Annotated in this window: 28 protein-coding genes; 12 read left to right on the top strand and 16 right to left on the bottom strand. The window is 64.0% G+C overall.

The genetic code is table 11. From position 1 onward, the window contains the following. Positions 1–119: 119 nt before the first annotated feature. Positions 120–1,070, bottom strand: coding sequence for a transglycosylase SLT domain-containing protein (locus tag DW352_RS02520; protein WP_115694207.1), 951 nt, complete (start codon positions 1,068–1,070; stop codon positions 120–122). A 117-nt stretch (positions 1,071–1,187) separates the two neighbouring features. On the opposite strand from DW352_RS02520, the gene DW352_RS02515 reads away from it, so the two are divergent. Both DW352_RS02515 and DW352_RS02510 read left to right on the top strand, forming a co-directional pair. Then, positions 1,188–1,670: a MaoC family dehydratase gene (locus tag DW352_RS02515; protein ID WP_115688228.1), complete on the top strand. Its 483-nt coding sequence runs from the start codon at positions 1,188–1,190 to the stop codon at positions 1,668–1,670. 151 nt (positions 1,671–1,821) lie between these two features. Continuing rightward, entirely contained in the window at positions 1,822–2,691 is an 870-nt protein-coding gene (locus DW352_RS02510) for an HpcH/HpaI aldolase/citrate lyase family protein (protein WP_115688226.1), read from the top strand. 115 nt (positions 2,692–2,806) lie between these two features. Here DW352_RS02510 and DW352_RS02505 read toward each other — a convergent pair whose 3' ends face one another. From DW352_RS02505 to folE, 3 genes are all read right to left on the bottom strand, one after another. Next, a complete protein-coding gene (locus DW352_RS02505; protein WP_115688224.1) occupies positions 2,807–4,630 on the bottom strand; it encodes a B12-binding domain-containing radical SAM protein in 1,824 nt (607 codons plus the stop codon). 89 nt (positions 4,631–4,719) lie between these two features. Continuing rightward, positions 4,720–5,160, bottom strand: coding sequence for a phosphoribosyl-AMP cyclohydrolase (gene hisI, locus DW352_RS02500; RefSeq protein ID WP_115688222.1), 441 nt, complete (start codon positions 5,158–5,160; stop codon positions 4,720–4,722). A gap of 194 nt (positions 5,161–5,354) precedes the next feature. Then, complete coding sequence (gene folE / locus DW352_RS02495) at positions 5,355–6,014, bottom strand: GTP cyclohydrolase I FolE (RefSeq protein ID WP_115688220.1); 660 nt, start codon at positions 6,012–6,014, stop codon at positions 5,355–5,357. Positions 6,015–6,267: 253 nt separating this feature from the next. Between folE and DW352_RS02490 the strand changes: the two genes are divergently transcribed. Then, positions 6,268–6,711, top strand: a complete 444-nt coding sequence (locus tag DW352_RS02490) for an iron-sulfur cluster assembly scaffold protein (RefSeq protein WP_115688218.1) — start codon at positions 6,268–6,270, stop codon at positions 6,709–6,711. Between the two features lie 10 nt (positions 6,712–6,721). Here DW352_RS02490 and DW352_RS02485 read toward each other — a convergent pair whose 3' ends face one another. After that, positions 6,722–8,032 carry a COG3904 family protein gene (locus DW352_RS02485; RefSeq protein ID WP_162826733.1) on the bottom strand — a complete coding sequence of 437 codons (1,311 nt, stop codon included), beginning with the start codon at positions 8,030–8,032 and terminating at the stop codon, positions 6,722–6,724. 247 nt (positions 8,033–8,279) lie between these two features. Here DW352_RS02485 and yidD point away from each other — a divergent pair, with 247 nt between their 5' ends. Together yidD and thrS are read left to right on the top strand one after the other, a co-directional pair. Next, a complete protein-coding gene (gene yidD, locus DW352_RS02480; protein ID WP_115688214.1) occupies positions 8,280–8,621 on the top strand; it encodes a membrane protein insertion efficiency factor YidD in 342 nt (113 codons plus the stop codon). A gap of 90 nt (positions 8,622–8,711) precedes the next feature. After that, positions 8,712–10,682 carry a threonine--tRNA ligase gene (gene thrS, locus DW352_RS02475; RefSeq protein WP_115694206.1) on the top strand — a complete coding sequence of 657 codons (1,971 nt, stop codon included), beginning with the start codon at positions 8,712–8,714 and terminating at the stop codon, positions 10,680–10,682. Between the two features lie 126 nt (positions 10,683–10,808). Here thrS and DW352_RS02470 read toward each other — a convergent pair whose 3' ends face one another. From DW352_RS02470 to DW352_RS02450, 5 genes are all read right to left on the bottom strand, one after another. After that, complete coding sequence (locus DW352_RS02470; RefSeq protein ID WP_115688212.1) at positions 10,809–11,702, bottom strand: hypothetical protein; 894 nt, start codon at positions 11,700–11,702, stop codon at positions 10,809–10,811. 150 nt (positions 11,703–11,852) lie between these two features. Further along, positions 11,853–12,167 carry a cytochrome c gene (locus DW352_RS02465; protein ID WP_115688210.1) on the bottom strand — a complete coding sequence of 105 codons (315 nt, stop codon included), beginning with the start codon at positions 12,165–12,167 and terminating at the stop codon, positions 11,853–11,855. Positions 12,168–12,232: 65 nt separating this feature from the next. Then, positions 12,233–13,645, bottom strand: coding sequence for an alpha,alpha-trehalose-phosphate synthase (UDP-forming) (gene otsA, locus DW352_RS02460; RefSeq protein ID WP_115688208.1), 1,413 nt, complete (start codon positions 13,643–13,645; stop codon positions 12,233–12,235). Between the two features lie 207 nt (positions 13,646–13,852). Continuing rightward, positions 13,853–14,635, bottom strand: a complete 783-nt coding sequence (otsB, locus tag DW352_RS02455; protein WP_162826732.1) for a trehalose-phosphatase — start codon at positions 14,633–14,635, stop codon at positions 13,853–13,855. Between the two features lie 97 nt (positions 14,636–14,732). Then, on the bottom strand, positions 14,733–15,758 hold the full coding sequence (locus tag DW352_RS02450) for a hypothetical protein (RefSeq protein WP_162826731.1): 1,026 nt from the start codon (positions 15,756–15,758) through the stop codon (positions 14,733–14,735). A 134-nt stretch (positions 15,759–15,892) separates the two neighbouring features. Between DW352_RS02450 and DW352_RS02445 the strand changes: the two genes are divergently transcribed. From DW352_RS02445 to DW352_RS02435, 3 genes are all read left to right on the top strand, one after another. Then, the gene (locus tag DW352_RS02445) at positions 15,893–16,477 is read left to right on the top strand and encodes a nitroreductase family protein (RefSeq protein ID WP_115688202.1); all 585 of its coding nucleotides are present in this window, start codon (positions 15,893–15,895) and stop codon (positions 16,475–16,477) included. Between the two features lie 13 nt (positions 16,478–16,490). Then, a complete protein-coding gene (locus tag DW352_RS02440) occupies positions 16,491–17,096 on the top strand; it encodes a flavin reductase family protein (RefSeq protein WP_115688200.1) in 606 nt (201 codons plus the stop codon). A gap of 160 nt (positions 17,097–17,256) precedes the next feature. Continuing rightward, entirely contained in the window at positions 17,257–18,282 is a 1,026-nt protein-coding gene (locus DW352_RS02435) for a patatin-like phospholipase family protein (protein ID WP_115688198.1), read from the top strand. A 6-nt stretch (positions 18,283–18,288) separates the two neighbouring features. Here the strand turns inward: DW352_RS02435 and DW352_RS02430 are convergent, their stop codons facing one another. Both DW352_RS02430 and DW352_RS02425 read right to left on the bottom strand, forming a co-directional pair. Beyond that, positions 18,289–18,732, bottom strand: coding sequence for a CBS domain-containing protein (locus DW352_RS02430; protein WP_115688196.1), 444 nt, complete (start codon positions 18,730–18,732; stop codon positions 18,289–18,291). A gap of 141 nt (positions 18,733–18,873) precedes the next feature. Further along, the gene (locus DW352_RS02425; protein WP_342634891.1) at positions 18,874–19,614 is read right to left on the bottom strand and encodes a rhomboid family intramembrane serine protease; all 741 of its coding nucleotides are present in this window, start codon (positions 19,612–19,614) and stop codon (positions 18,874–18,876) included. 417 nt (positions 19,615–20,031) lie between these two features. Between DW352_RS02425 and DW352_RS02420 the strand changes: the two genes are divergently transcribed. The 3 genes from DW352_RS02420 to DW352_RS02410 all read left to right on the top strand — a co-directional run bounded on the left by DW352_RS02420 (position 20,032) and on the right by DW352_RS02410 (position 22,349). Continuing rightward, on the top strand, positions 20,032–20,631 hold the full coding sequence (locus DW352_RS02420) for a PAS domain-containing protein (RefSeq protein ID WP_115688194.1): 600 nt from the start codon (positions 20,032–20,034) through the stop codon (positions 20,629–20,631). A 73-nt stretch (positions 20,632–20,704) separates the two neighbouring features. Next, positions 20,705–21,322: a PilZ domain-containing protein gene (locus tag DW352_RS02415; RefSeq protein WP_425374631.1), complete on the top strand. Its 618-nt coding sequence runs from the start codon at positions 20,705–20,707 to the stop codon at positions 21,320–21,322. 457 nt (positions 21,323–21,779) lie between these two features. After that, the gene (locus DW352_RS02410) at positions 21,780–22,349 is read left to right on the top strand and encodes a transglutaminase-like cysteine peptidase (protein ID WP_115694204.1); all 570 of its coding nucleotides are present in this window, start codon (positions 21,780–21,782) and stop codon (positions 22,347–22,349) included. 114 nt (positions 22,350–22,463) lie between these two features. On the opposite strand, the gene DW352_RS02405 is transcribed toward DW352_RS02410, so the two are convergent. Together DW352_RS02405 and DW352_RS02400 are read right to left on the bottom strand one after the other, a co-directional pair. After that, entirely contained in the window at positions 22,464–22,994 is a 531-nt protein-coding gene (locus DW352_RS02405; RefSeq protein WP_115688190.1) for a gamma carbonic anhydrase family protein, read from the bottom strand. 57 nt (positions 22,995–23,051) lie between these two features. Then, the gene (locus DW352_RS02400) at positions 23,052–23,378 is read right to left on the bottom strand and encodes a DUF6949 family protein (RefSeq protein WP_115688188.1); all 327 of its coding nucleotides are present in this window, start codon (positions 23,376–23,378) and stop codon (positions 23,052–23,054) included. 146 nt (positions 23,379–23,524) lie between these two features. Between DW352_RS02400 and DW352_RS02395 the strand changes: the two genes are divergently transcribed. After that, entirely contained in the window at positions 23,525–24,247 is a 723-nt protein-coding gene (locus tag DW352_RS02395) for a hypothetical protein (protein WP_115688186.1), read from the top strand. A 176-nt stretch (positions 24,248–24,423) separates the two neighbouring features. Here the strand turns inward: DW352_RS02395 and DW352_RS27250 are convergent, their stop codons facing one another. Together DW352_RS27250 and cysE are read right to left on the bottom strand one after the other, a co-directional pair. After that, positions 24,424–24,843 (bottom strand): DUF3126 family protein, encoded by a 420-nt coding sequence (locus DW352_RS27250; RefSeq protein WP_245434297.1) that lies wholly within the window; start codon positions 24,841–24,843, stop codon positions 24,424–24,426. Positions 24,844–24,925: 82 nt separating this feature from the next. Beyond that, on the bottom strand, positions 24,926–25,753 hold the full coding sequence (gene cysE / locus DW352_RS02385) for a serine O-acetyltransferase (protein ID WP_162826730.1): 828 nt from the start codon (positions 25,751–25,753) through the stop codon (positions 24,926–24,928). Positions 25,754–25,824: the final 71 nt, after the last annotated feature.

Below are 25,824 nucleotides of genomic sequence, written 5' to 3'. Positions count from 1 at the left end.
GCAACCAAAACAGCCGCTTACCGACGGCTCCATTAAGGCTAGCAGCCGACACTTAAAAAATTGTTCACCATAGAAATTGAGTGGGCATTAACGACGAAATCGCGAGAAGCGTTGTGATTTCAACTGTTGCCGAAGAGACCGCGTATGTCGGTCTGGCCGTCGGAGAACAGGTCGAGGCCGCGCTCGGCGGTCGTCTTGACGCCGCTGCCGCCGCCGCTGCCGGCGCCGTTGGCGCCACCCCACAGGCTATTGACCACCGGCGCAACCGGCTGGCCGGCACGGTCGGTGAACATGGCCTGGAACAACGGCTTGGTATCGGCCACCGGCGGCAGCGATGTCCGCGCCGACGCATAGGCGCCGGTGACCCCCGCCGTATCGGTGACCGCCGGCTGCGCGCTGGCGACCGACGCGCCGACCGGGCCGCGCAGGCCGTTGCCGAAGTTCGCCGCGCGCGCCGTTTCGAATTTGCCGGTCAGCTTGCCATAGACTTCGCTCACGCTGCGCGCGCGCCCGGACTTGTCGTAGAAGATCGTCGGGTTGGCTGCGGCCGCCGAGGGAAACATCGCGGCAGCGCTTTCCTGCGGCCGGTTGGCGGCCGCGGAGATCATGCGGCCGGCGCCGTCCGGCCCGAGGAAATGCGCAATGTAAAGTTCGCCTTCGCTCGGTTGGCGGCCGATCGCCGCGCTGACCTGGCTCGCATTCGCCCGCGAAAACGCGCCAGCCAGCATGGCGCTCACCGTGGGATCGTTGCGCAGCCGCATGATCTCGTTGCGCATGCCCGCATCCGGCACGTCGTAGCGGCCATCCGACGTTTGGCTGATGGCGTCGGCGTAGCGGCTGAGACCCAGCGCCGCCCCCTCCTGCTTCATCGTGCCCAGCCATGTCTGGTCGATAAACTGGTACAGCCCCTTGGCGGAAGAGGTCGAAGCCTGCGCCGACGGATTGAGATTTGATTCGATGCGCGCCGTCGTCAGCAGGTATTCGAAGCTGATACCCGTCGACTGCGCAGCTTGCTTGATGGCGCCCGTAATCTGGGCCACCGCATTAGACAGGATTGAATCGACCGCCATCGCCTTGCCCTGGGGGTATATGACCCGGCTGTTTTGGGCTTTATGCAACGCGCCGACTTGCCAGCCACGGTCGACCTTGGGCATTTATGGTAAATGAAGGGTTAATCGGAGGATCGCATGCCGGACGACAACCTGCGACACAAGCGCGGAGGCCTTTATTTCGAGGGCTTCGAAGTGGGGAAAGTGTACGAACACCGCTACACGCGGACCGTAACGCAGATGGACAACATGCTGTTCTCCAACATGACCCTCAACCCGCAGCCGCTGCATATCGACCGTCATTATTGCGAGACCGAGACCGATTGGGGCCAGCCCTTGATGAACTCGCTGTTCACGCTCGGCCTCATGATCGGCATTCAGGTGTCTGACACCTCGGTCGGCACGACCGTCGCCAATCTCGGCATGACCGACGTGAAATTCCCCAACCCGCTGTTCGAGGGCGACACCGTGCACTGCACCTCCGAGGTGGTCAGCAAGCGCGAATCGCAGTCGCGCCCCGGCACCGGCATCGTCACGCTGCACCACAAGGCGTTCAAGCAGGACGGCAAGCTGGTGGCCGAATGCCAGCGCCAAGTCATGGTCCGGATGATGCCGAAGTAAGCGGTTCGATTCACCTGCAGTCACTGCATTCGTTGCCACATACTCCGTTCATTCCCGCGGAAGCGGGAATCCAGGAGCAAAAAAGCGCAGCGCTGGGTCCCCGCTTTCGCGGGGACGAGCGGGAATTAAAATCGCCAAGGAGATTACTGGAATGCGTTCTCTTCTCTTCGTGCCGGCTGACGGCGGCGCCAAACTCGACAAGGCGATGGCCAGCGGCGCCGATGCCGTGATCATCGATCTCGAGGATTCAATCACGACCGAGCGCAAGGAAGGCGCGCGGGCGGCCTGTCTCGACTTCCTCAAAGCCAACGCCGCCAAGAAAGAGCGTCCTCGCCTGCTCGTGCGCATCAACGGCTTCGACACCGGCATGACCGACGCCGATCTCGACGTCATCGTGGCGGGCAAACCGGACGCCGTGGTGTTTCCCAAGGCCGAAGGCGGCCCGAGCGCCGTGCATCTCGACGCCAAGCTCACGGCGCGCGAGGCCGTCGCGGGCCTGACCGAGGGCTCGATCAAGGTCCTCGCGCAGGCAGTCGAGTCGGCCGCCGGACTTTTCCTCGCCGGGACGTTCAAGGATTCGAGCAAGCGTCTGATCGGCATGACCTGGGGGCCGGAAGATCTTTCAGCCGAGCTGGGCGCCGAAGCCAACCGCGACGAGCACGGCCTTTTGACCGAGCCCTATCGCCTGGCCCGCAACATCTGCCTCTACGGCGCGGCCGTCGCGAAGATCCCGGCCATCGAAACGGTCTATGTCGACTTCCGCAATTCGGAAGGATTGCGCCGCGACACCGAGGCCGCGCGCCGCGACGGCTTCACCGGGCGCCTGGCCATCCATCCGGCGCAGGTGCCGATCATCAATGAGGTGTTCACGCCGACGGCGGAGCAGATCGAGAAAGCAAAGGCCATCATCGCCGCTTTCGCTGCCAATCCCGGCGCCGGGGCGATCGGACTCGACGGCAAGATGTTCGACCGGCCGCATCTCGTGCGCGCGCAGGCGCTGCTGGCAAGGGCAAGTTCGTAGCCTCGACAAACCCGTCGTCCCCGCGAAGGCGGGGGCCCCATACGCTGTGCCCTATCGATAGACTGCGGCGTATGGGTCTTGGGCCTCGCGCAAACGCGCTCGCCCGGGACGACAGCTACTCCGCCGCTTGCACTGGCACTTCAGGTGCGGGCAGGTGCCCGTCCTGCGCGTCCTTGATGTGCTTGGCACGGGCGACATAAGCCTGCGCGGCGCCAGTGTTGAAGAGCTCGTGCGTTTCGAGCTCATCATCATTGACCGGCGTCATGGCGAGGTCGGTGTAGGCATAACGCCGCGGATCCTTCTTGATGCGCAGATAAATGCGCCGCAGCTTCACGTAGAGCTTCGTCCAAGCGACGAGCTTGCCGGCGATCTCGCCGGCATATTTCGGATAGAACGACCACGCCGCTTCGATCGGCAGGCCGGGCCGCCGGTCGCGGCGCACGCGCTTGCGCAGGAAGCCGCCTTCGAGCGGATGGATGTGCTCGATGTTGATCGAGCCCATGAACCAGGTGATCAGAAACAGCGCGTTCGAGGCATTCGCCTTGGTCGAGGCGACACGGCGCAGGATCGTCTCGACGTGCTCGATCGTGTAGTAGCGCTGCCAGGCGTCCTTGTAGGCGCGGTCCCAATCCTCGCGCGACATCTTCGGATGCGGCGTGCAGATGTGGTTCAAGTCGTATTTGTTGAGATCGGGATCGAGCCAGGCGCCGGCCTTCTTGAGCTTGAGATGATCCTCCGAGCCCGGCAGCGGCGTGAGATAGAAAAACTCCAGAAGATCGACCGGCAGCTCCCGCTTGATCACGTCGATGTCATGCATGATCGACGCGTAGGTATCGCCTGGGAAGCCGAGAATATAGCCGGCATAGGTGATAACGCCGGCGTTCTTCCAGGCGAGCAGCATCTTCCGATATTCGGTGATCTTGTTCTGCCGCTTCTTGGCTCCGAGCAGATTGTCGGGATTGATGTTCTCGAGCCCGATGAACACGCGCTTGACGCCGGCGCGCGCCGCCTTCTCGACGAAGTTCGGCAACTTGTGGCAGAGCGTGTCGACCTGGATGATGAAGCTCAAATTGAACTTCTCGACCTCCCGCAGATGGATGATGCGGTCGAGGATCGCTTCCCAATCCTTGTTGCGCGCAAAGTTGTCGTCGGTGATGAAGAAGGCGCGCAGACCCTGCGCATAGTTCGTACGGACGATATGCTCGATATCGTCGGGCGAGCGGCGCCGCGATTTACGGCCCTGCACATTGATGATGGTGCAGAACGAACACTGATAGGGACAGCCGCGTCCGGCATCGAACGAGGTGGTGCCGCCGGCGGTGCGTTGCGCGCGCTCCGCTGCCATCAGCGGGATCGGCGTGCCTTCGATGCCGGGCAGATCACCCATATAGTTGTAGAGCGGCTTGAGCCGGCCGGCATAGGCGTCGCGCAGCGTCTCTTCCAATCGGCCTTCGGCTTCGCCCGCGAACAGCGACACGCCCATCTCCTTGGCCCGATCGAGATCGGCATCGACGCCATTGAGCATGGCCAAGACGCCAGAGACGTGAAATCCGCCGATGCCGACTTGAATGCCGCGCTCGCGCAACGGCTTCGCTAAATCGAGCGCGCGCGGAAACTGGTTCGATTGCACCCCGGCGAGCATGACCATGCCCGCGCCAGCGTCCTCGATCATGCGGGCGACGCGCGCCGGATGGACGCGCGTGTTGGTCTCGTCGAACGCATGGATATCGATCGCGACGTCGTCGCCGAGGATCTGCCGCGCGGCGCAATCCTTCGCGAGGCCGTAAAGCGATGCCAGCGAGTTCGATGGGATCGGCGAGCGCAGCCACTGGATGACGTAGCCGCCGTCGTCGTAGTGCGACGGCTTGATCAGCACCAGGCAGAAACGCCTGGATGCCGTACTTCCGGTCGGTACCTGCTCCCGCTCGCCCGCCGCCATGGGCAAAGCCTAGCAGGCTTTCCGCAACCCACAAACGCAGATTGCGCTATGCCTACATTGTTACCGTTGCGCGAGCGCGAGCGGCGGCGTCAGGAGTTTTTCGTCTCGGTGTAGACGGTATCCGGATCGAAAAGCCGCTCGCCATCTTTGAAAACGAGCCCGACAGCCCCCTTCTGGCCGACCGGAATGGTGCGGTAGAAGCACGATCGACGGCCGGTGTGACAGGCGCCCGCGCCGTGCTGCTCGACTTTAAGCCACAGCGCATCCTGGTCGCAGTCGACGCGCAGTTCGATCACGCGCTGCACGTGGCCGGAGCTCTCGCCCTTCTTCCAGAGCTTGCCGCGCGAGCGGCTGTAGTACCAGGCCTCGCCCGTCTCGATCGTCCGGCGCACAGCCTCGTCGTTCATGTGCGCAACCATCAGCAGGTCGCCGTTCGCCGCGTCGGTGACGACGGCGGTGATCAAGCCATTGGCATCGAACTTCGGCGTGAAGCTCGTACCTTCTTCGATTTCTTTCGATGCGGAGGACATAGCTCAGCTCCTGCCTCACACCTGAGGTGCGAGCCACCGATCTCGGGTTTACCCGAGATCGTTACTATAATTCCAAGTCGGCCATAGCCGACTTCGGTGGCGCAAGCCTTGAAGAATGACCGGCACGACCTCGGCCGGCACGCTTCGAGGCGCGCACCTCAGCATGACGGATCCAGGGAAACAATCGCGGACGATCAGCCGTGCGCCCCGCGCAGCATGGTCATGAAGCGGACCAGCTCCTTCGGGTCGTCGCGGAAAACACCGGTGAAATGCGTGGTGACCGTCGTCGCGCCCTGCTTGGCGACGCCGCGATGCGCCATGCAGGTGTGCTCGGCTTCGATCAGCACGGCGACGCCACGCGGCTTCAGGATCTCGTTGATCGCGGTGGCGATCTGCGAGGTCATGTGCTCCTGCGTCTGCAGGCGCTTGGCGTAGACATCGACAAGGCGGCCGAGCTTGGACAAGCCCACGACGCGCTCCACCGGCATATAAGCGATATGCGCCCGGCCGGTGAACGGCATCATGTGGTGTTCGCAATGCGAGTTGAAGCTGATGTCCTTGACCAGCACGAAGTCGTCATAGCCGGCGGTCTCGCCGAAGGTGCGATCCAGCACCTCGGCCGGGCACTCGCGATAGCCCTGATACAGCTCGTCGAAGGCGCCGATGACGCGCTTCGGCGTGTCCAGCAGGCCCTCGCGGTTCGGGTCGTCGCCGATATAGGCAAGCAGCGTCCGTACCGCGGCTTCGGCCTCTTCGCGCGCGGGGCGCGGCACAGCCGGCGTCGGCGCCGCCCGCACGTGGTCGGACAGGCCTTGCAACGGCCAAGCTTTCACATTGGCATTCTTCGCGTCCATGACGGTCTCTCCGTTCGACCGGTCCTCGCTCCAGCGCGGAGCAGGCCCGGGAGTGTCACCGGGGTGGCCGCGTCATAGTCCGGCCTCGACCACTCGGTCCGAAGCCGGCGTCAGGACGCCGCATTCCCATTCGGCATGGCTGTAAGGCCATGACCCAGCGCGCAGAACCCCTTCTCGCGCCCGAGGGCTCGCCCCTATATATTCCTTTGCCGGGACGAGGCAATCCGCTCCCCGGGCAAAACGGTAAAGCGCAATGATCAACGACGTTTACAACGCCCGGATCCTGGAACTGGCTGGCAATATCCCCCGCCTGGGCCGCCTCGCGGCCCCGGACGCCAGTGCGACCGCCCATTCCAAGTTGTGCGGCTCGACTGTGACGATCGACCTCAAACTGGAGGACGGGCAGGTCAGCGATTTCGCCCATGACGTGAAGGCCTGCGCCCTCGGCCAGGCCTCGTCCTCGATCATGGCCCGCACCATCGTCGGTTCGAAGCCGGCGGAACTACGCGAACTCCGAGAAACCATGCGCAAGATGCTGAAGGAAAATGGGCCGGCGCCAACCGGCCGTTGGGCCGATCTGGCGGTGCTGGAGCCGGTGCGCGACTACAAAGCGCGCCACGCCTCGACTTTGCTCACCTTCGACGCCGTGGTGTCGGCGCTCGACCAAATCGAGGCGAAGAAGCAGGCGGCGGAATAACCGCGCCGCCCTACCTTGCCGCAGCCATACCGCCCAGCTGGCCGGCCGAGAGGTCGGCCCGGTCGCCGGGCGATTTGCGGCAGGCGGAGATCAGCCCCGGCAGGCTCTGCCGTGCCCCCGTATTGCCCAACCGGATGGTGGTGACGAGGCCGCTGGCCCTGGTCTCCAGGGTCATCGAGCGATTGCCGAGGCTGGTGAAGGCGTCGATCAAATCGGCCGGCACCTGGGCGGCGGCGTAAGTGACCATCTCACCGTCGCGCTGGTCCGAGGAAACGACCTTCAGCGGCTCGGACAGACCACCGACACGCACGGTCACGGCGCCGACGGCATCCGGAGCGGCGTTGCGCGCCCCCTTGTAACGCCGCTCGATGTAGCTGAAGTCGTAGCGGCCACGATCGGCGCCGCAGGACACCAGAAGATCGAAGCTGCCGATCTCCTCGCCCTCGACGGTCAAAGGATGACGGCGCGCCAGCGACGAGTGACCCGACTGGTCGACCACCGCCCAGTTCCGCTCGCTGATATCGATCATCGCGGCCTGGATGCCGTTCGTCAGACGCGATACCGGGGGCGCTATTGGCGCCGGCGGATTGGCCGCCACCGCCGCGCCGGTCGCGATATCAGGCTGCTCCGTCGCGACGCGCATGGTGCGCAGTTCGTCGGACGTCATGGCATGCATCGGCTCCCACGGGGGAATCCGCAGGGACAAATCGAGCATGTCGATGGAGATGCCCATCTCAGCCGTGTATTGCGCCAGCCGGCCGATATCGCGCTGCACCAGCACGAGATCCTCGGCCGAATAATTGGCCGCGGTCGGATCGTCACGGCGATCGCCGAGCCAGATCTGATGCACCATCACCCGCGCTTCCGCGGGCACGACCCGCCGCACACCGCCGAGCAGCACGAAGGCACACATCGACTCGCAATCGGCCTGCGGCGACAGCGCGCCACGCGGCTCGGCATTCTCCGGCGCCCGCAGCAGCCTGACGCGGCCGACCGTGGTGTCGAGCGCCAGTTTGCGGATGGCGCGGCCGAGCGCGATCGCGCCATGCACCGAACCGCCATCGGAATCCAGAACCACCGTCGCCCCGGTCAGATCGCGGCCTTTGGCGAAGACGCTGAAATCGCGCGGCGTGTCGGCGGTGATGGCGCCGGTCGCGGCAACGAACACTTTGCAGCGTGCGCCGCACGTGTCGGAAGGTCCCTGCCGGATCAGCTCGAAACGCATGGGTAGCGTTCGGTCCGAAGCCTGGCCGGACATCGGTAGCAGCAGGACTGGCGCCGCCGTCGCGAGCGCAACAGCCAACAATAGGGAACGAATCATTCTTCCCCCTGATCGCCGCCGCGCCTGCATGCCTCGCGTGGTTTCCACGTCTCGTCAGGCTTTGGCGGATCAAGATCCCCCAGCTTATGTGTTGTTTTTAATTCAGCGAGCAGATTCTGGTCTAGTTAAAAAAAGCGGCTGTTGCTGGGCAATAAGATGAAAAGATAAGCAATGCCAAAGACTTGGAACTTACAATGGAACTTTGCCCCGTTCCGTGCCAACCGAATTCGGGAATGGTGAGCTTCGCATGCAACGCGACGGCGACAGATTGGGAGGCGTGATCCGCAGCGTACCGCGCCAATTCGGCCGCACGCTGGTCCTCGTCTACCGCTACACCCTGTCGCCCTTGATCGGACCACGCTGCCGCCATCTGCCGAGTTGTTCTGATTACGGCGAGCAGGCGATCATGCGCTTCGGCCTGTGGGCCGGCGGTTGGATGACCTTGGCGCGCATCTTACGGTGTCATCCCTGGGGCACGCACGGCCTCGACTTCGTGCCCGACACACTCCCGGCCAACGCACGTTGGTATTTGCCATGGCGTTACGGGCGCTGGCACGGAGTCAACGAGACGCCGCCGACCGCCGCCTGAACGGTTGCGATTCAAGTTCCCCCTGCTATATCGGTTTCACATTCCGCTTACCTGCGCTCGTTCGCAGGAGTGAGCCACAAGGAGACGATCATGGTCGCATTGACCTTCCCCGACGGCGCGCGTCGGGAATTCCCCCACGGCACAACCGGTCTCGATATCGCCAAGGGCATCTCGCCCTCTTTGGCCAAACGCACCGTCGCCATGGCGCTCGACGGCACGGTCGCCGATCTCAACGATCCGATCGAGCACGACGCCAAGATCGAGTTCATCAATCGCGAGGACCCGCGCGCGCTGGAGCTGATCCGGCATGACGCCGCGCACGTTCTTGCCGAAGCCGTGCAGGCTCTCTGGCCCGGCACGCAGGTGACCATCGGTCCGGTCATCGAGAACGGTTTCTATTACGACTTCCACCGCAACCAGCCGTTCACGCCGGAAGACTTGCCCCTCATCGAGAAGAAGATGAAGGAGATCATCGCCCGCGACAAACCCTTCACCAAGGAAGTGTGGTCGCGCGAGAAGGCGAAAGAGACCTTCCGCACCATGGGCGAGAACTTCAAGGTCGAGCTGGTCGACGCCATTCCGGAAGACCAGCAGATCAAGATCTACAAGCAAGGCGACTGGTTCGACCTCTGCCGCGGCCCGCACATGACGTCCACGGGCAAGATCGGCAACGCGTTCAAGCTGATGCGCGTGGCCGGTGCCTATTGGCGTGGCGATTCGAACAACCCGATGCTGTCGCGCATCTACGGCACCGCCTTCGCCAAGCAGGAAGACCTCGACGGCTATCTCAAGCAGATGGAGGAAGCCGAGAAGCGCGACCACCGCAAGCTCGGCCGCGAGATGGACCTCTTCCACTTCCAAGAGGAAGGCCCCGGCACCGTCTTCTGGCACGCCAATGGCTGGACGATCTTTCAGGAGATCGTCGCTTACATGCGACGGCGCCTGCGCGGCGATTATCGCGAGGTGAACGCGCCGCAATTGCTCGACAAGTCGCTGTGGGAGACGTCGGGCCACTGGGGCTGGTTCCGCGAGAACATGTTCGCAGCCACGTCGGCGGGCGAAAACACGGACGACGAACGCGTCTTCGCCATCAAGCCGATGAACTGCCCGGGCCACATCCAGATTTTCAAGCACGGCCTGCGCTCGTATCGCGAGTTGCCGTTGCGCCTTGCCGAGTTCGGCGTGGTGCATCGCTACGAGCCGTCGGGGGCGCTGCATGGCTTGTTGCGCGTGCGCGGCTTCACGCAGGACGACGCGCACGTGTTCTGCACCGAAGACCAGATGGCCGACGAGTGCCTGAAGATCAACGATCTGATCCTGTCGACCTATGACGACTTCGGCTTCGAGGGTGAGATCACCGTCAAGCTCTCGACGCGGCCGGAACAGCGTGTGGGCTCGGACGAGGCCTGGGATCACGCCGAAGGCATCATGACCGACGTGCTCGAGCGGATCAAAGCGCGCGGCGGCAACCGCATCAAGACGGCGATCAATCCGGGCGAAGGCGCGTTCTACGGGCCGAAGTTCGAGTACGTGCTACGCGATGCCATCGGCCGCGACTGGCAGTGCGGCACGACGCAGGTCGACTTCAACCTGCCGCAGCGGTTCGAAGCCTTCTATATCGCCGCCGACGGCTCGAAGAAGACGCCGGTGATGATCCATCGCGCCATCTGCGGCTCGATGGAGCGCTTCCTCGGCGTCGTGCTCGAGCACTATGCCGGCCACCTGCCGCTCTGGCTGTCGCCGGTGCAGGCGATGGTCGCCACCATCACCCAGGACGCCGACGACTACGCCGCCGAAGTCACCGCTGCCGCGCGTAAGCTCGGTCTGCGCGCCGAGAGCGATCTGCGTAACGAGAAGATCAATTACAAGGTGCGCGAGCATTCGCTGGCCAAGGTGCCGGTGATGCTGGTCGTGGGCAAGAAGGAAGCGGAGACGCGTCAGGTCTCGATCCGTCGCCTCGGCTCCGACAAGAGCCAGGTGATGGCGCTCGACGAAGCGCTGAAGATGCTCACCGAAGAAGCGTTGCCGCCGGACGTGAAGCGAGCGCGGCTAGAAGGCTAACCGCCCGCAACCTTGATCGTGAGACCAGGCGCGCGGATCACTTTCGATACCGTCGCGAATGCCGGATTACCACCGGACGAGAGCTTCTTTTAAAGGCGCTCTCGTCCGAGGTCCGCATCACGGCTCCTACCCCGCCGCCCGGCTCTCGCCGGCGCAGGCGCGTGCCGCCTGGCGCGCGCTATCGGTGAAGAACAAATACATCGTCGCGAACAATGTCTGCGTCGCCTCGGCGAGCCGCGGTTTGAATATGACCCGGCCGCCCTCTGCATCGATGCGCTCGAGAAAGCCCTCATCGGCCGCGTCGCGGATCAACTTGAGCACATGCGGCCGCGACACCGAGAAGCGCCGTGCCAGCGCCGCGATCGAGATCGGCACCGGGCGCTGCGGCGGCATCGTGTCGTCGGGCGCACCGGCAGTGATCAGGCTCAGCAGGATCAGCATCCCGGCATTGCGTTCGCCGAACAGACCAAGTCCCGGCGCGGCGTGCATGAAGCGAAACCCCGCGCGGAAGCGCTCCATCATGGCGGCGACGAGCGCGTTGTCGAAAGCCGGATCGTCGAGCGCCGAAAGGAGCGCCGCTCCATCCGGCAGCAGCGGCGCAGCCGCCTCCATATGCAGACGCCAGCGCGCGCGCAGCAGCGCATAGAGCTTCGGCGTCGCCAACAATCGACGCTGGCGACGGTCCAGGACCTGCGTATCCGGCGTGAGATAGCCGCCGAACCGCATCAACGAGAGCATCGCGCCGGCGCGACCCGGACTGCAGAAGTCGAACTCGACGCACATGGCCTTCATGCGGGTCGGCGTGAGGCCGGACGACGCATCGTCCGGATCGCGCGACGTGTGGAGATAGAGCGCCAGATAGCCGAACATCAGGCGGCCGCGATCGTCCATCAGCCAGTTCAAGAGATGGCCGCCCTGATACATCGACACCAGGCCGGCCGCCGAGACGCGCATGGCGGCGGGAAAGCCGGGATGCGCGCGCAAGGCAGCGATGGCCTCGGGCGCAACGAAGTCGGCCACCGCGGACGTAGAATTTGTGTCAAAACCGCGCATCACACCCCCTGTTACCGCTTTAAAGCAGGTGCAACCAAATTTCTACACCGCCGCGGGGCCCCAAAGCGCGACCAAAGTCATCTCTTTAGAGGCTGTAAGGGTGGATGTGAGAGGCGCTCAGCGGCCTTGGCTGGCGATGTAGGCCGCCAGATCGGCGGCTTCGTTGCGGGACATGTTCATGTCCGGCATGCGCGGATGCGGCAGCAACAGAAACAGCGCCAGCTTGCCGGCATCAAAACCGGGCCGTTTGGCGATGGCGGAGAAAGGCGGCGCTTGCGTATTGCCGCGGCTCTGGTCCGCCGCCACGACGTGACAGGCCGCGCACCAACGCCGCGCCATTTTTTCGCCGTTGGCGATGTTCGCCGCCAATGCGGTCTGGGTTACGACCAGCAACAAGAATGGGGCGAGCAGCGCGCGGATCAGACGAGACATGATGGGGCCTCGGACAATGACCCCACTATAGGGACCCATCGAGGCCCCCTACGCACTGACTTACGTCAATGCCCGCCACCGGCCGCACGCACAGGCGCCAATTGCGGCTCCGGCGGCACTTCGAGCGCCGCCAGGAACCGCTCGGCCCAGCGGCCGAGGTCGTTCTGGCGCAGCACGCGGAAATTATGGGCCTGACGCTCCTGACGCTCGGCCAGCGGCATCGCCAGCGCTTTGTTGATCGCGATGGCCACACCTTCGGGATCGTAAGGATTGACCAGCAGCGCCGCCGCGCATTCCTGCGCCGCGCCGGCAAAACGCGACAACACCAGCACGCCGGGATCGTCCGGGTTCTGCGCCGCCACATATTCCTTGGCCACGAGATTCATGCCGTCGCGCAATGGCGTCACCAACCCTACCCGCGCCGCGCGATAGAGGCCGGCAAGCGCCGTACGGCTGTGCGCCTTGTTGATGTAGCGCACCGGCGTCCATGAGGCTTCACCATAAGCGCCATTGATGTGGCCGACGGTTTCGCCCACCACGCGTCCAATGTCGGCGTATTCCGGAATGCTCGAGCGGCTGCGCGGCGTGATCTGCAGATACGTGACCTTGCCGCGCCAATCGGGAAATTGGCCGAGGAAGCGCTCGAAGGCGTTCATGCGCTCGGGAATGCCTTTGGAGTAATCCAGGCGATCAACGCCAATGATCATGGCGCGGCCGGACAAGCTATCCAACACATCACGGACGAAGGCTGTATCGACAGCGCGGCGCGCCAGTCGCGCAAAGGTTTCGGTCTCGACGCCGACCGGAAAGACCGAAACCCGCACAGCGCGGCCGTCGATCAAGAAGGTCTCGTCGTCGAGACGTTTGAAGCGGCATTCGTTGCTGAAATAGCGGCCGAGATTGAGCGCGTCCGTCTCGGTCTGAAAGCCGAGAACATCGTAGGCGCCGAGCGCCGACACCAGCCGGTCGTGGTTGGGCAGCGACGTGAGGATTTCCGGTGGCGGACAGGGAATATGCAGAAAGAAACCGATCCGGTTCTTGTAGCCCCGCTCTCTCAGAGCCCGCGCAAGCGGCATCAGATGATAGTCGTGCACCCACACGATATCGTCGTCGCGCAGAATTTGCGCGAGGCCACTGGCGAAATATTCGTTGACCCTGAGATAGCCGCTCAGGTCGCGCCTGCTGAACTCCGCGAGATCGAGCCGGTAATGCAAGATCGGCCACAACACACGATTGGCGAAGCCGTTATAAAACTCTTCGTAATCGTCTTTGCGCAGATCGACAGTGACGTATTCGACATTGTCCTTGCGCAAGGTCTGCGCAGGACCGGGATCGCCTTCCGCGATGCGGCCGTTCCAACCGAACCAAACGCCGCCGCGTTTTTTGAGCGCGGGACGGATTGCCACTTCCAGTCCGCCGGCGCGGGCCCCGCTTTTCGGCAAGCCTACACGGTTGGAGACGACGACGAGCCGGGCCAATATCGATATCTCCCCAAAACCAACGCGGCCGCGCCGCGTTCAAAAAGCATCTCCGATGCGAATAAGCTGTCGAAGCGGTCAGCGGACTACTGCATAAATATCGTATAAACTTTTCGTAACGGATGCACTGACCGACGGCAACCCTTCGCACCGAGCGCCCGTCGCGTTAACGCGGAACTCGACCAGAAGTTCAATAAATCGAACAGTTTAGGAAGCTGTCCCAAGCCGCACGGAAGGCTGGGCATCGCGCGCCAGAAGGTGCAAGGCTTGTCGCACATCCGCAGGTGACGGAAATATCCCGGCGGTCTGCGGGAAATGACGGCCGACACCGAAGCCTTTGCCGCCGAGCTCCGGCAAAATGTCGAACACGCTTTCGTCAGTCACGTCGTCGCCGAGGAAGATGGGGGCGCGTCCCACAAACTGACCCTCGGTCATGAGCCGGCGCACCGCGTCGCCTTTGTTCACGCCCGGGCGCTTCACCTCGAACATCGCCTTGCCCAGCAGCACCTCGGTCCGCTCATCCGGAAACGCGGCGCGGCCGGCGGCGATATGACGGCGCAACCGTTCGGCCTCCTGCGGCGCCTTGCGATAATGCAGCGCGACCGAATAGCCCTTGTCCTCATAGACGATACCCGAGCCGGGCACGGCCGCCTCGATCAAGTGACGGCGCAAGCCCTCGGGCAAATCCTCGATGCGCGACACCGGCGCGCCTTCCGACAGCCGCGTCTCGGCGCCGTGACCGCCGACGGCCGGCAAACGCAGCGGCGCAAACAACAAATCGAGATCGCGGATCGGACGCCCGCTCACCAGCGCCAGCGCGCCTTGGGTCCGCTCATAAAGCCGGGACAGCGATTCCTTCAGCTCGTCGGATACGTCGACCTCGAACGGCGACGGCCCAATGTCGATCAAGGTGCCGTCGACATCGAACAGCAGAGCGATTTTGGCAGGGTCCAGTCGGCTGAAAATGGCACTTGCTGTATCGGGCGTCACAATCTCATTCCGCGCAATGTCGACTGAGGAGATAACGCACCAACGCCGATATGGTTTGCTCGAATATGGCCTCTGTGCGTCAGAAAGACGTCACGCTTCAACGCGCCATCACTTCGATATCGCCGTCGACGCCCGTGACGACCTTGAATTCGCGTTCGTAGACCTTGCCTTCGTTGCGCGCGATGGCGCGGTACTCGCCCTCGGCCAGAATCACGCGCGGGAAAGCGCCGATCGATTCCTTGATCACGTCGCCGCCGGGCGTCAGCACCGACCAAGCCGTGTTGGCGAGCGCCTCGCCGCCCTTCTCGCTCACCAGCTTGAGCGTGATGGCGGCCGCCCGGTGCGTCACCGTGATGTCGGTGAGCTTGCCTGCCTGCACGCGGATGTCGGAACGGATCACCGAATTGGCGTCGCCGTAGTTCGAGACGACATAGTACGTACCCTCCGGCACGACGACGACGCTTCCCGTCATGACATGCTCGGCGATCGGCCGGCGATCGCCCGGCTCGAACTGGCTGCCGCGGTAGACATCGAAAGAAATCTGTCCGGCGGGAATGCGCACATCGCCGACGCGGCCCTCGAGGCGCAAACCGCCGGCCGGCAGCTCGAACTCCTCGTGCACCGTCGCGCCACGCAAGGTCACCGGCTTCACCAAGGTGGCGAGGCCGAAGCCGACATGCACGATGTAGGACCCGGACGGCAGCACCAAGGTCGGCGACGGCGAGGTGTCCTGCTTGACGAGGCGGAAGTCGCCGCTCGGCGTCGCCTTGGCCGCGTAGACGCGCCAGGTGAGCCCACCCGTGATCGACGGCTGGTCCTTTCCGAACTTGGCACTGAGCGCCAGCGCCACCTGCCCCGCGGGGACCATCGGCGTCGCATTCGGCGCCATCGAGTTCGGCATGGTCAGCGTCCCCTGCGCCGGCGCGAGAACACCGCCGGGACCGAAGACGTCACCCCGCGTCCCCGAACCTGGGGACAAGAGGCCCGTCGAGGGGGCTGAGGACAGCAGCGAGTCGCCACCCTGCTGCGCTCCGGCGGTCACGGGCGCAAGCAACGATACAATCAGGGCAAAAACCGGCAGTAACCGGCCGATGAGGGCGGCAAATGAGGGGACGCTGCTCATATCAATATGTTTTTCGGTCCAAATCACGGCGATTTCAAGCCTGGTCCGTTTGTCTCGCGCGGGACCGGTATGCTACGGCCCGCGACGCAGGATGTATGCAGGCGTATAGCTCACGTGCGCGACCTGAGGACGACATGCCCGACGCTCTAGAATTGCTCAAAACACGCCGTTCGGTGAAGCCGATCGAAATGGTCGGACCCGGCCCCAGCGCGGAGGAGATCGACACCCTCCTCACCGTCGCGTCGCGCGTGCCCGACCATGGCAAACTCGCACCTTGGCGCTTCATCGTGTTCGAGAGCGATGCGCGGATAGCCGCCGGCGAAGTGCTCGCCGACATTTTCCGCAGCGACCGTCCCGACGCGACCGCCGAGCAGATCGCGTTCGAGCGGAACCGCCTCGCCCGCGCCCCGCTCGTGATCGCGGTCGTCGCGCGCACCGCCCCGCATGTGAAAATCCCCGAATGGGAGCAACTGATGTCGGCCGCGGCATCGGCCATGCTCCTCGTGACGGCTGCCCATGCGCTCGGCTATGCCGCGAGCTGGCTGACCGAATGGTACGCCTATGATCGGCGCGTGCTCGATCGGCTCGGTCTGTCGGCCGAAGAACGCATCGTCGGCTTCGTGCACATCGGCAAGCCGGCCAAGCCGCCGGAAGATCGCGATCGTCCCAAGCTGTCGGCGATCGTCACACGCTATCCCGCGCAGACAATAAGCTCGTAAGGAGCAACACGCGATGTTCTACGAGCCCGAAAAGCGCGACCGCGCACTTTTGCCCTACGACCCCTTCAAAGCCATCGTCGCGCCGCGGCCGATCGGCTGGATCACCTCGATGAGCGCGAAGGGCGAGATCAATCTCGCGCCCTACTCGTTCTTCAACGGCATCAACAGCCGCCCCAACCTGGTGATGTTCGGCTCCGAGGGCTTCAAGGATTCGGTCGCCTTCATCGCCGAGACACGCGAATTCGTCTGCAATCTCGCCACATGGGATCTGCGCGACAAGATGAACGAGACGGCCGCGCCGCTGCCGCGCGGCGTCAACGAGATGGAGCGCGCCGGGCTTACGACCGCCCCGTCGCGCATCGTGAAGCCGCCGCGCGTCGCCGAGTCGCCCTGCGCGCTCGAGTGCAAACTGATCAACATCGTTCCGATGCAGACTTACGACGGTAAGCCGGTGGACTGTCACGTCGCCTTCGGCCAGGTCGTCGGCGTGCACATCGACGACCGCTTCATCGTTGACGGGCTTGTCGACACCGCCGCGATGCGGCCCATCGCCCGCTGCGGCTATCACCAATATGCAGTGGTCGACCGCCTTTTCGAGCTGGTCCGGCCTGAAACTTAGTGGCCTGCCAGGAGTTTATCGTTCGGTAATCAAGCAACCGCACCCTTAACGCCACGTTTCGGTCACACCCATCCGCCAGTTGTCTTCACCATGGCCGGTTGAAAGACTTGCCCGGGACACAACCCGGCCCGATGATCAAAGGGTCAGGGGAGAACCATAGTTGGTTTTCGAAGGATTCTTCTCGCGCGCACGCAACGGGGATCGTGCGGCCGAGGCCACCACGCAGCCGGCACCCGCTCCGGCGCCTCCAACGATCGGGCTCGCGCTCGGCGGCGGTGCCGCACGCGGTTTTGCTCACATCGGCGTGATCCGCACGCTGCTGAAGCACGGCATCGTGCCGGACGTCATCGTCGGCACGTCGATTGGCGCCGTTGTCGGCGGCTGCTATGCCGCCAACCAGCTCGACACCCTCGATGAATGGTCGAAGACGCTCACCGCGCGCAGCATCCTGAGCTATCTCGATATCAGCCTATCCGGCTCCGGCCTGATCAACGGCAATCACTTGGCCTCGCGCCTTCAGGAAGGCCTGAAGGAAACGCGGGTCGAGGATCTGCCGGTTCGCTTCGCGGCCATCGCGACCGAGTTCAATACCGGTCACGAAATCTGGCTGACGCGCGGCCGTCTTTCCGATGCGCTGCGCGCGTCCTATTCCCTGCCCGGGATTTTCCCGCCGGTCCGCATCGGCGGCCGCTGGCTGGTCGACGGCGCGCTGGTCAATCCCGTGCCGGTCTCCGCGGCGCGGGCGCTCGGCGCCCGTCTGGTGATCGCGGTCAATCTCAACTCCGACCTGTTCGGTCGCGGCACCATCATCGCGAGCCACGGCCCGGATGACGAAGAGGCCGCGCCGGAAGCGACGGCGAAGGCCAATGGCTTCCGCCATATGTTCTCACGCGAATCGTCGTTGCGCCGTCAGGTGCTCGGACGGCGTGGCCGGCCCGGCATTCCGACCGTCATGGTCGAGGCGTTCAACGTCATGCAGGATCGCATCACGCGTGCGCGTCTTGCCGGCGATCCGCCGGACGTGCTCATCAGCCCGCGCCTTGGCAACATCGGCTGGTTCGACTTCCATCGCGCGCAAGACGCCATCGCGATCGGCACCGAGGCGGCCGAGCGCGCGCTCGAAGGTGTCGGCGAGGCCGTCGCCGCACTCTCGCACGCCGCGTCCGGCCCGGCCTCCGCCAAATAGACGCGCTTACGCCGTACGGATGTAATCGCGCATCGCTTCGGCGTCGCGCTCGATCTCATCGACACGTTGTTTCACGATGTCGCCGATCGACACGATGCCGACGAGCTTGCCCTTCGCCATCACGGGAAGATGACGAAATTTGCCGGCGGTCATGCGCTCCATCAGGCTGGCACAAGTATCGTCTTCACCGCACGTCATGACATTGCGCGTCATCACCTGCCCAACGGGCACGGTGAGCGCCTCAGTGCCATGCTCTGCCACCGCTCGTACGATGTCGCGTTCCGACAGAATGCCGGCGAGATGATCACCGGGTCCGCGGATCAGAAGGGCACCGATGCGGTGCTTCGCCAGAAGCTTCGCAGCTGTAGCAAGATCAGCCGTAGGTTCGATCGCAATAACGTCGCCGCCCAAGGTCGATTTCTTGGCGGCCAGGATTGACTTCACGTTCATGGCAGCCTCCGTGCATCCGACACTCACGACCGATGCCGCATCAGCGCGGCTCTTCGGGAGTGTGGACCTTTGCAACGATCCTGCCATCGCGCCTGTTCCGTCAAGCGCAAAGATGCCGCGTCTGTGCTGCATTTTACGCGACTAATGCCGCGTTGCACCATAATCGCCCGATCGCGAAACCGGATCGAACCAGGAAAATAAAATCAAACCTGCGAGAAATCCGCCGATATGCGCTTGCCATGCGACGGATTGATCGCCGCCGGTGATCGACATCGAGCCGAGGCCGAACAGGATGTTGATGCCGAACCAGACGGCGAGAAACATCAGCACGCGCGCATCGCTGAAGACTCCGACCAGCGAGAGGGCCGGCACGCGATAAGCGTCATCGTCGGCTTCGCGCAGCATGCCGAGCGGACCGCCGTGCTGAAACGCAAAGCGCATGGCGGCGGCCATCGTGCCGGAGATCGCGGCGGAAGCGCCGATCATCGGCGCCTGCTCACCGGCATGCGTGAGAAGATGCATGCCCGCGCCGGCCGCGGCCGTCACCGCGAAGAACGCGAGAAAGCGGACGGGTCCGAAGCGCCGGGCAACCGCCGTGCCGAAAGGCAGCAGCCAGATCGAGTTGACGCCGAAATGCGTCCAGTCGGCATGGATCAACGAATAGGTGACGAAGGTCCACACATCCGCCGCAGCCCCGCCGGGCAATGGTCCGCCCAGCACGATCGACGAGTCATAGCGCGCGGGAATGAAGGCGAAGGTGAGCAGGAATTCGATGTCCTGCGTCTCGCTGAGCAGCATCGTGCGCACGACGTGCACGAGCGCCATGACGGCGATCGTAATCAGCACGATGGGCGGGATGTTGAAGAGCGGTTCGCGTTGCACGAGGCGGCACTCGGTAAGGAAGCGCCGGGTTACGCCATTTGGGCCTCGGTCCGCAAGCGACGGGGTCCAAAAAAGAAGAAGGAGGGCTCACCGCCCTCCTTCAGTTGTGCCGCCGCGCCGAATGGCGCGCGTCACGTCCCCCTCATCTCCCCGAAGAGCTTTTGCCCCAATCGTATCGCGTTCCCAGGAGCGTGCTGTCCAAGACACGCCGTATCGAGTGACGCGACTTTAGACGGCGGCACACGCACCGCAACGCGCTTGCGATTTTAACACTAACTCGCGCGAGGACGGCCGCGGCGGCGCCTGCGGCACGTGCCCTGCTCTCTTCATGCCACCGCGGCCGGAAGGCGGCGCAACTGTCCCGAACGGGCACAAAAAGTTGCGCCGGCTGTGCCGTGACGAAACAGGGTGGCGATTATGAAGCATCCTTCGACCCGCAGCTTGTTCGACTATTGGACCGAGCGGCGCGGCGACCGGCCTGCGCCGGCCCGGTTCGACATCGACCCGGCCGAAATCCGCCATGCGCTCGGCGACACGTTCATGTTGGCGGCGGACTTCGTCGATCAGCTCCGCTTCCGCCTCGCCGGCACGCGCGTCTGCGCGTTGTTCTGCCGCGAGATCAAGGGCGAGGCCTTCATCGAGCTTTGGGACGAAGCGAGCCGCAAGGCGGTTGAGGAACTCGCGCATGCGGTGACCGGCGAGAACGAAGGTTTCGTCGCCGGCCTGATCGGCCGTGGCGAGGACGGCCGCGAGGTTGGGCTGGAAATGCTGCTGCTGCCGTTGTCGCATGTTGGACATGGCCGCATCCGTGCCTTGGGCGTGCTGGCGCCGTTCGAGCCGCCTTATTGGCTGGGCGAGACGCCGGTGATCGCGCTGGAGCTCGCGACGCTGCGCCACGTCGGCGCGGGCGCCGACAGCCTCATCACGCCGCACTTCAAGCATGCGCCGGAAAGCGCGCGGATCCGCCATGGCTTCGTTGTCTACAGCGGCGGCCGCGCGCCCGGCGAACGCGGCTAACCGACCGTTAACGCTGACGCCATAGGTTGGCGGTGGGAGAATTACCCTCCCATGATGCCACCATCCAATGGCAATGGCGCCGACACGACCGAAATTCTTGCCGCTGGCGGACGAGCGCCGGCGACACCAACGCGTCAAGGTCAATCTGCTCGGCCGCTACATGCTCGCCGATCGGCGCGAGTTCCCGTGCCAGGTCGTCGACATGTCGCCCGGCGGCATGGCCGTTATCGCGCCGGTGCCCGGCACGCCGGGCGAGCGCGTCATCGCCTATGTCGACCATCTCGGCCGGCTTGAAGGCAAGATCGCCCGCGTGTTCGATACCGGTTTTGCCATGAGCATCGCGGCGACCTCGCGCAAGCGCGACAAGCTCGCCGCCCAGCTCACCTGGCTCGCCAACCGCCAGATCCTCAATCTGCCGGAAGATCGCCGCCACGGCCGCTTCAGCCCGCGCAACCCGCTGGCCCGGCTCGTTCTGCCCAACGGCAACAATGTCGGCTGCCGCATCATCGACCTGTCGCAGTCGGGCGCGGCCGTCGCCATCGCGCCGGACTTGCGTCCGGCGGTCGGCAGCATGGTCACCATCGGCAAGACGCAGGGCCGTGTCGTCCGTCACATCGAGGACGGCTTCGCGATCGAGTTCACGCGGCTGCAGCACATCGACTTCGTCGAAGAGAACGTCACCGGCGAATAATACGGTGACCGCGCCGTAAACGCCGCGCGCGGCGGCGCCGGCGTTTTTCCGCGTCATGTCCGCTTTCGCGCGTCGGCCGCACGCCGGTTTCGCGCCGTTTCCCCGCTCATCCAACCGTAAACGACACCGCCAAAACGATCGCGGAGGCGCATGTTTTGCTGGCGCAAGTATATTAATCGATAAAATTTTATTCAAAGTAGATCATTTCAAATTCTAGGCAAATTCGATTTTGTTTTTACAAGTATTCGCTTCGATATTTAGTCTCGTTCGCTTCAAACTGGACCACTCTACTTAGCGGCACTGCAAATGCTTTGTGGGAATGTGTCCCTGTCAAGACGTGATGGGGACACTAATGGGACGGCGTCAAAAAAATAAACTGGCGAATACTTGCGCGCTACTGAGCACCTTGGCAATCGCAGTGTTGCTGCCGGCCGGCAGCGGCTTTGCCGGCGAGCGGATGGCCTCGCTCGGCAACAGCGCCGGCGTGCCGCAAGAGCGGCCGGCCTACGCCACCGTCGGCGAAGCGACGCGCGCGCCGATCGGCTGGGTCGAGTTCTGCGTCGAGTACAAACCCGAATGCGAGACGAGGCCGTCGGCGCCGCGCGATGTGGTGCTGACGCCGAAAGCCTGGTCCGACATGGTCAAGGTCAATGCCTGGGTGAACGAGACCATCCAGCCGATCACCGACCAGGATCACTGGGGCGTGGTCGAGCGCTGGAATTATCCCGACGACGGCAAAGGCGACTGCGAGGATTACGTGCTGCTCAAGCGGCGCATGCTGATGCAGGCGGGCTGGCCGCGCGAGGCGCTGCTCATCACCGTGGTGCGCGACAAGAAGGGCGACGGTCATGCCGTGCTCACGGTCAAGACCAACCGCGGTGAATTCATCCTCGACAACCAGGAAGGCGAAATCCTCGCCTGGAACAAGACCGGCTACCGCTTCGTGAAGCGGCAGTCGCAATCCGATCCGAACATGTGGGTTTCGCTCGGCGAACCGCGCGCACCGGCCACCGTGTCGGCGCGGTAAGCGAGCAAGAGATCGCGCCCGGTCACGTCCCCACCCCTCCCCGTCCCCAGACCGGGATGCGAGCGGCCGGCCCTCCCCCAAGGGCCGGCCGCACCCCTTTGGGAGGACGCGCGATCAGCCGATCCGCTTCAAGCCCTTGGCGTATTCCTTCGAGCGCCTCACGTAGATATCGGCGCCGCTACGGATCATCGCCGCTGCCTTCTCGTCGAGCGTGCGCACGACGCGCGCCGGCGCGCCGACGATGAGCGAATTGTCGGGAAACTCCTTGCCTTCGGTCACCACCGCGCCGGCGCCGACGAGGCAGTTCTGCCCGATCTTGGCGCCGTTGAGCATGATCGCGCCCATGCCGACGAGGCTGTTATCGCCGATGGTGCAGCCGTGCAGGATGACGTTGTGGCCGATGACGCAATTCGACCCGATCACCATCGGAAATCCGGGATCGGTGTGCAGCGTCGCGTTGTCCTGGATCTGCGAGCGCTCGCCAAGTTCGATCCATTCGTTGTCGCCGCGCAGCACGGCGCCGAACCACACGCTCGTCTCGCGTTTGAGCCGCACGCGGCCGATCAATGTCGCACTGTCGGCAATCCAGTATTCGCCCTCGCCCGGAAATTCCGGCTTCGCACCGTCAAGTTCGTAAATGGCCATCGCGCCCTCGTTGTTCGACGGGCGGACCTTGCCCGATCGAACCGCGCGAGAAAAGCCTCAGCCGGAGATGAAGGCCTGCAACGCCATGACCAGCACCTGGCCGGACATCAGGCTCCAGAATCCGGCGATCAAGGTCGCGAGAAACACGAACTGAAAGCGGCCCGGCCCGCTGCGGTCGCCAAGCAGCGTGTTGCGCATGATGAGGAACGGCGCCGCGAAGATCAGCAGCGGCACGGCGGCGATGGTCTTGGGGCTCGCGCCGGCATTGAGCTGGCTGAAGCTCGGCAGCCGTGTCGTGATCAATCGGTAGGTGGAACAGCACAGACCGGCGACGCCGAAACCGATGGCCAGGGCAAGAAACGACTGGAGGGTATGGGGCGTCATCACATGGCCTCAACGCAGTACTGCCGCGAGATGTGCAGCACAGCGATGCGCCGCGCCAGCGTATCCTTAACCGATGGTTAACCAGCGCCGGTCAATGTGCCGAAGCCGCTGAGGCGGCATGGGAATTCGACTGTTTGGGGACCGGAATGGCTGACGTTGCGCATCGCACAGGCGCTCGCGCCCGCCGCCGGCAGCGCGGCCACAATCCCCTCGCCGCGCCGCTCCTCGTCCTCATCGCCGTCATCGCCATGGCGGCCGTCTACGTCGGCTATGTCCTGTGGCCGCGCTGGCCCGAGGTGCCGGTCGCGCTCGACGCACCGACGCTGCCGATCGTCGTCTCCGGCGTGCAGTTCAACATCGAGCCCGCGGCCATTCGTCAGGCGGTGCAGCGCAAGCCCGGCATGCAGGAGCGCATCGACCTTGCCTATCTCTGGCCGTCGTTGAAGCCGCCGGATCCGTCGCTGAAGACGATCGACGGCCAGCCGGTCGATCCGAACGAACGGCTGTTCGTGTCCATCCAAACCGTCGACGGTACGCTGCCGCTGATGGAACGCGTGCAGACCATCTATCCGCGTTACATGGTGGCGCAGCCGCAGCCGGGCCCCGAAGGCCTCACGCTGCGCGGCTTCCGCGACGACACGCCCTACAAAGGCGAGGAACTGGTCTTCGAGTCGGAAAAGCCGGAGCATTTCATGGCGCGCTGCTCGCTCACGGGCGTGCGCAGTTCAGGCGGCTGCCTGTTGGAGCGACGCATCGGCGATGCCGACATCGTCTTCCGCTTCCCGCGTGATTGGCTGAACGATTGGAAAACGCTCGCACGCGGCATCGACGAACTCACGGCGCGGCTGCATCCGCCGACCAATCAGTAAGAGCCTCGGTCCGCTCATTCCCGCGCATGCGGGACTCCAGCAGGCACTCTCCTCCCCGCAAGTCCGCGCGGGGTCCCCGCCTTCGCGGGGGCGAGCGGACGACAAGCCTGCCCCGAAAACGAAATCGCCGGGGCGAGCCCGGCGATGACGACAACAAAAAAGACGATGCGCCGGCGTTACGCCAGGTCGCCCGCGAGATCGACGTCGAGGATCGGCAGTTCGAAGATGTAAGAGCGGCGGCCCTTCTCGTTCTCCACAAAAAGCACGCCGAGGAATTCCTCGCCGATATAAGCCTCGAGCGAGTCCGTCTTCTTCGGCCGCATGACGACGCGGATCTGGTCGTTGTCGAAACGGCTGCGCAAATATGCATTGAGCGCCGGGATCGGCTGGATCGACGGATCCTGGCCGAGCTGGATGACCATGCGGAAGTTATAAGAGCGCTCGCCCTCGTCTTCCTCAGCCGTCAGTTCGCCCAGCTCGTCCTCGCCCACGAAGACTTCCGCCAACTCGCCGCCGCGCGGCACCACCCGGATACTCGGGTTGCCGAACAGCTTCTTCAGATAAGCGTCGAGTTGTCTGACTTCTTGAACGTTCACCTTGCCGCTCTCCTTAGCGCTTCTGGGCAGCGCCTCCTTGCCTCATCGCGCCGCCCGGCGCAAGCATGGCGGCCCGGCGGTATCAGCCGTCGAGCATACCGTAAAGCATCTGGTCCATGGTCCGCGACGGCTCTGCGCAGCCCGCCGCGCCGACGACCCGCGCGGGCACACCGGCAACGGTGACGTTGTTCGGTACCGGCTTGATGACGACCGAACCGGCGGCAATGCGCGCGCAGTGACCGACTTCGATGTTGCCGAGAATCTTGGCGCCGGCGCCGATCATGACGCCACGGCGGATCTTGGGATGACGGTCCTCGTGCTCCTTGCCCGTGCCGCCGAGCGTCACGTCGTGCAGGATCGAGCAATCGTCTTCGATCACCGCGGTCTCGCCGACCACGAAGCCGGTCGCGTGATCGAGGAAGATGCCGCGGCCGATGCGCGCCGCCGGATTGATGTCGCATTGGAAGACGACCGACGAACGGCTCTGCAGATAGAGCGCGAAGTCCTTGCGGCCTTTCTTCAACAGCCAGTGTGCGAGGCGGTGCGTTTGAATGGCGTGGAAGCCCTTGTAATAGAGCACCGGCTCGATGAAGCGGTTGGTGGCCGGATCGCGGTCGAAGACGGAAACGATGTCGACGCGAAAAGCTTCGCCAAGCGCCGGATCATCCTCGAGCGCATCGCGATAGGCTTGGCGGATGTGCTCAGCGGAAAGGTCGGCATGATCGAGCCGCTGACTGACGCGATGCGTGACCGCCGCTTCCAGCGTATCGTGGTGAAGGATGTTCTCGTAGATGAAGGCGGCGAGCTCGGGCTCGCGATGCGCCACATCTTCGGCCTCGCTGCGAATGCGCGACCAGACCGGGTCCACTTTGTCGAGCCCCTTGGCCGACCGCGTCTGAAACTGTGCCATAGAATAATATTCTCCGACGCCTCTCATCGACCCCTACATAATCCTTTTAACACAGATTTTGAGAGGTCAGG

Origin of the sequence: Pseudolabrys taiwanensis (genome assembly GCF_003367395.1) — a bacterium.
Classification (GTDB): Bacteria; Pseudomonadota; Alphaproteobacteria; order Rhizobiales; family Xanthobacteraceae; genus Pseudolabrys; species Pseudolabrys taiwanensis.
The sequence above is the reverse complement of the archived record's forward strand: the minus strand, read 5'-3'. Positions and strand labels throughout refer to the sequence as shown.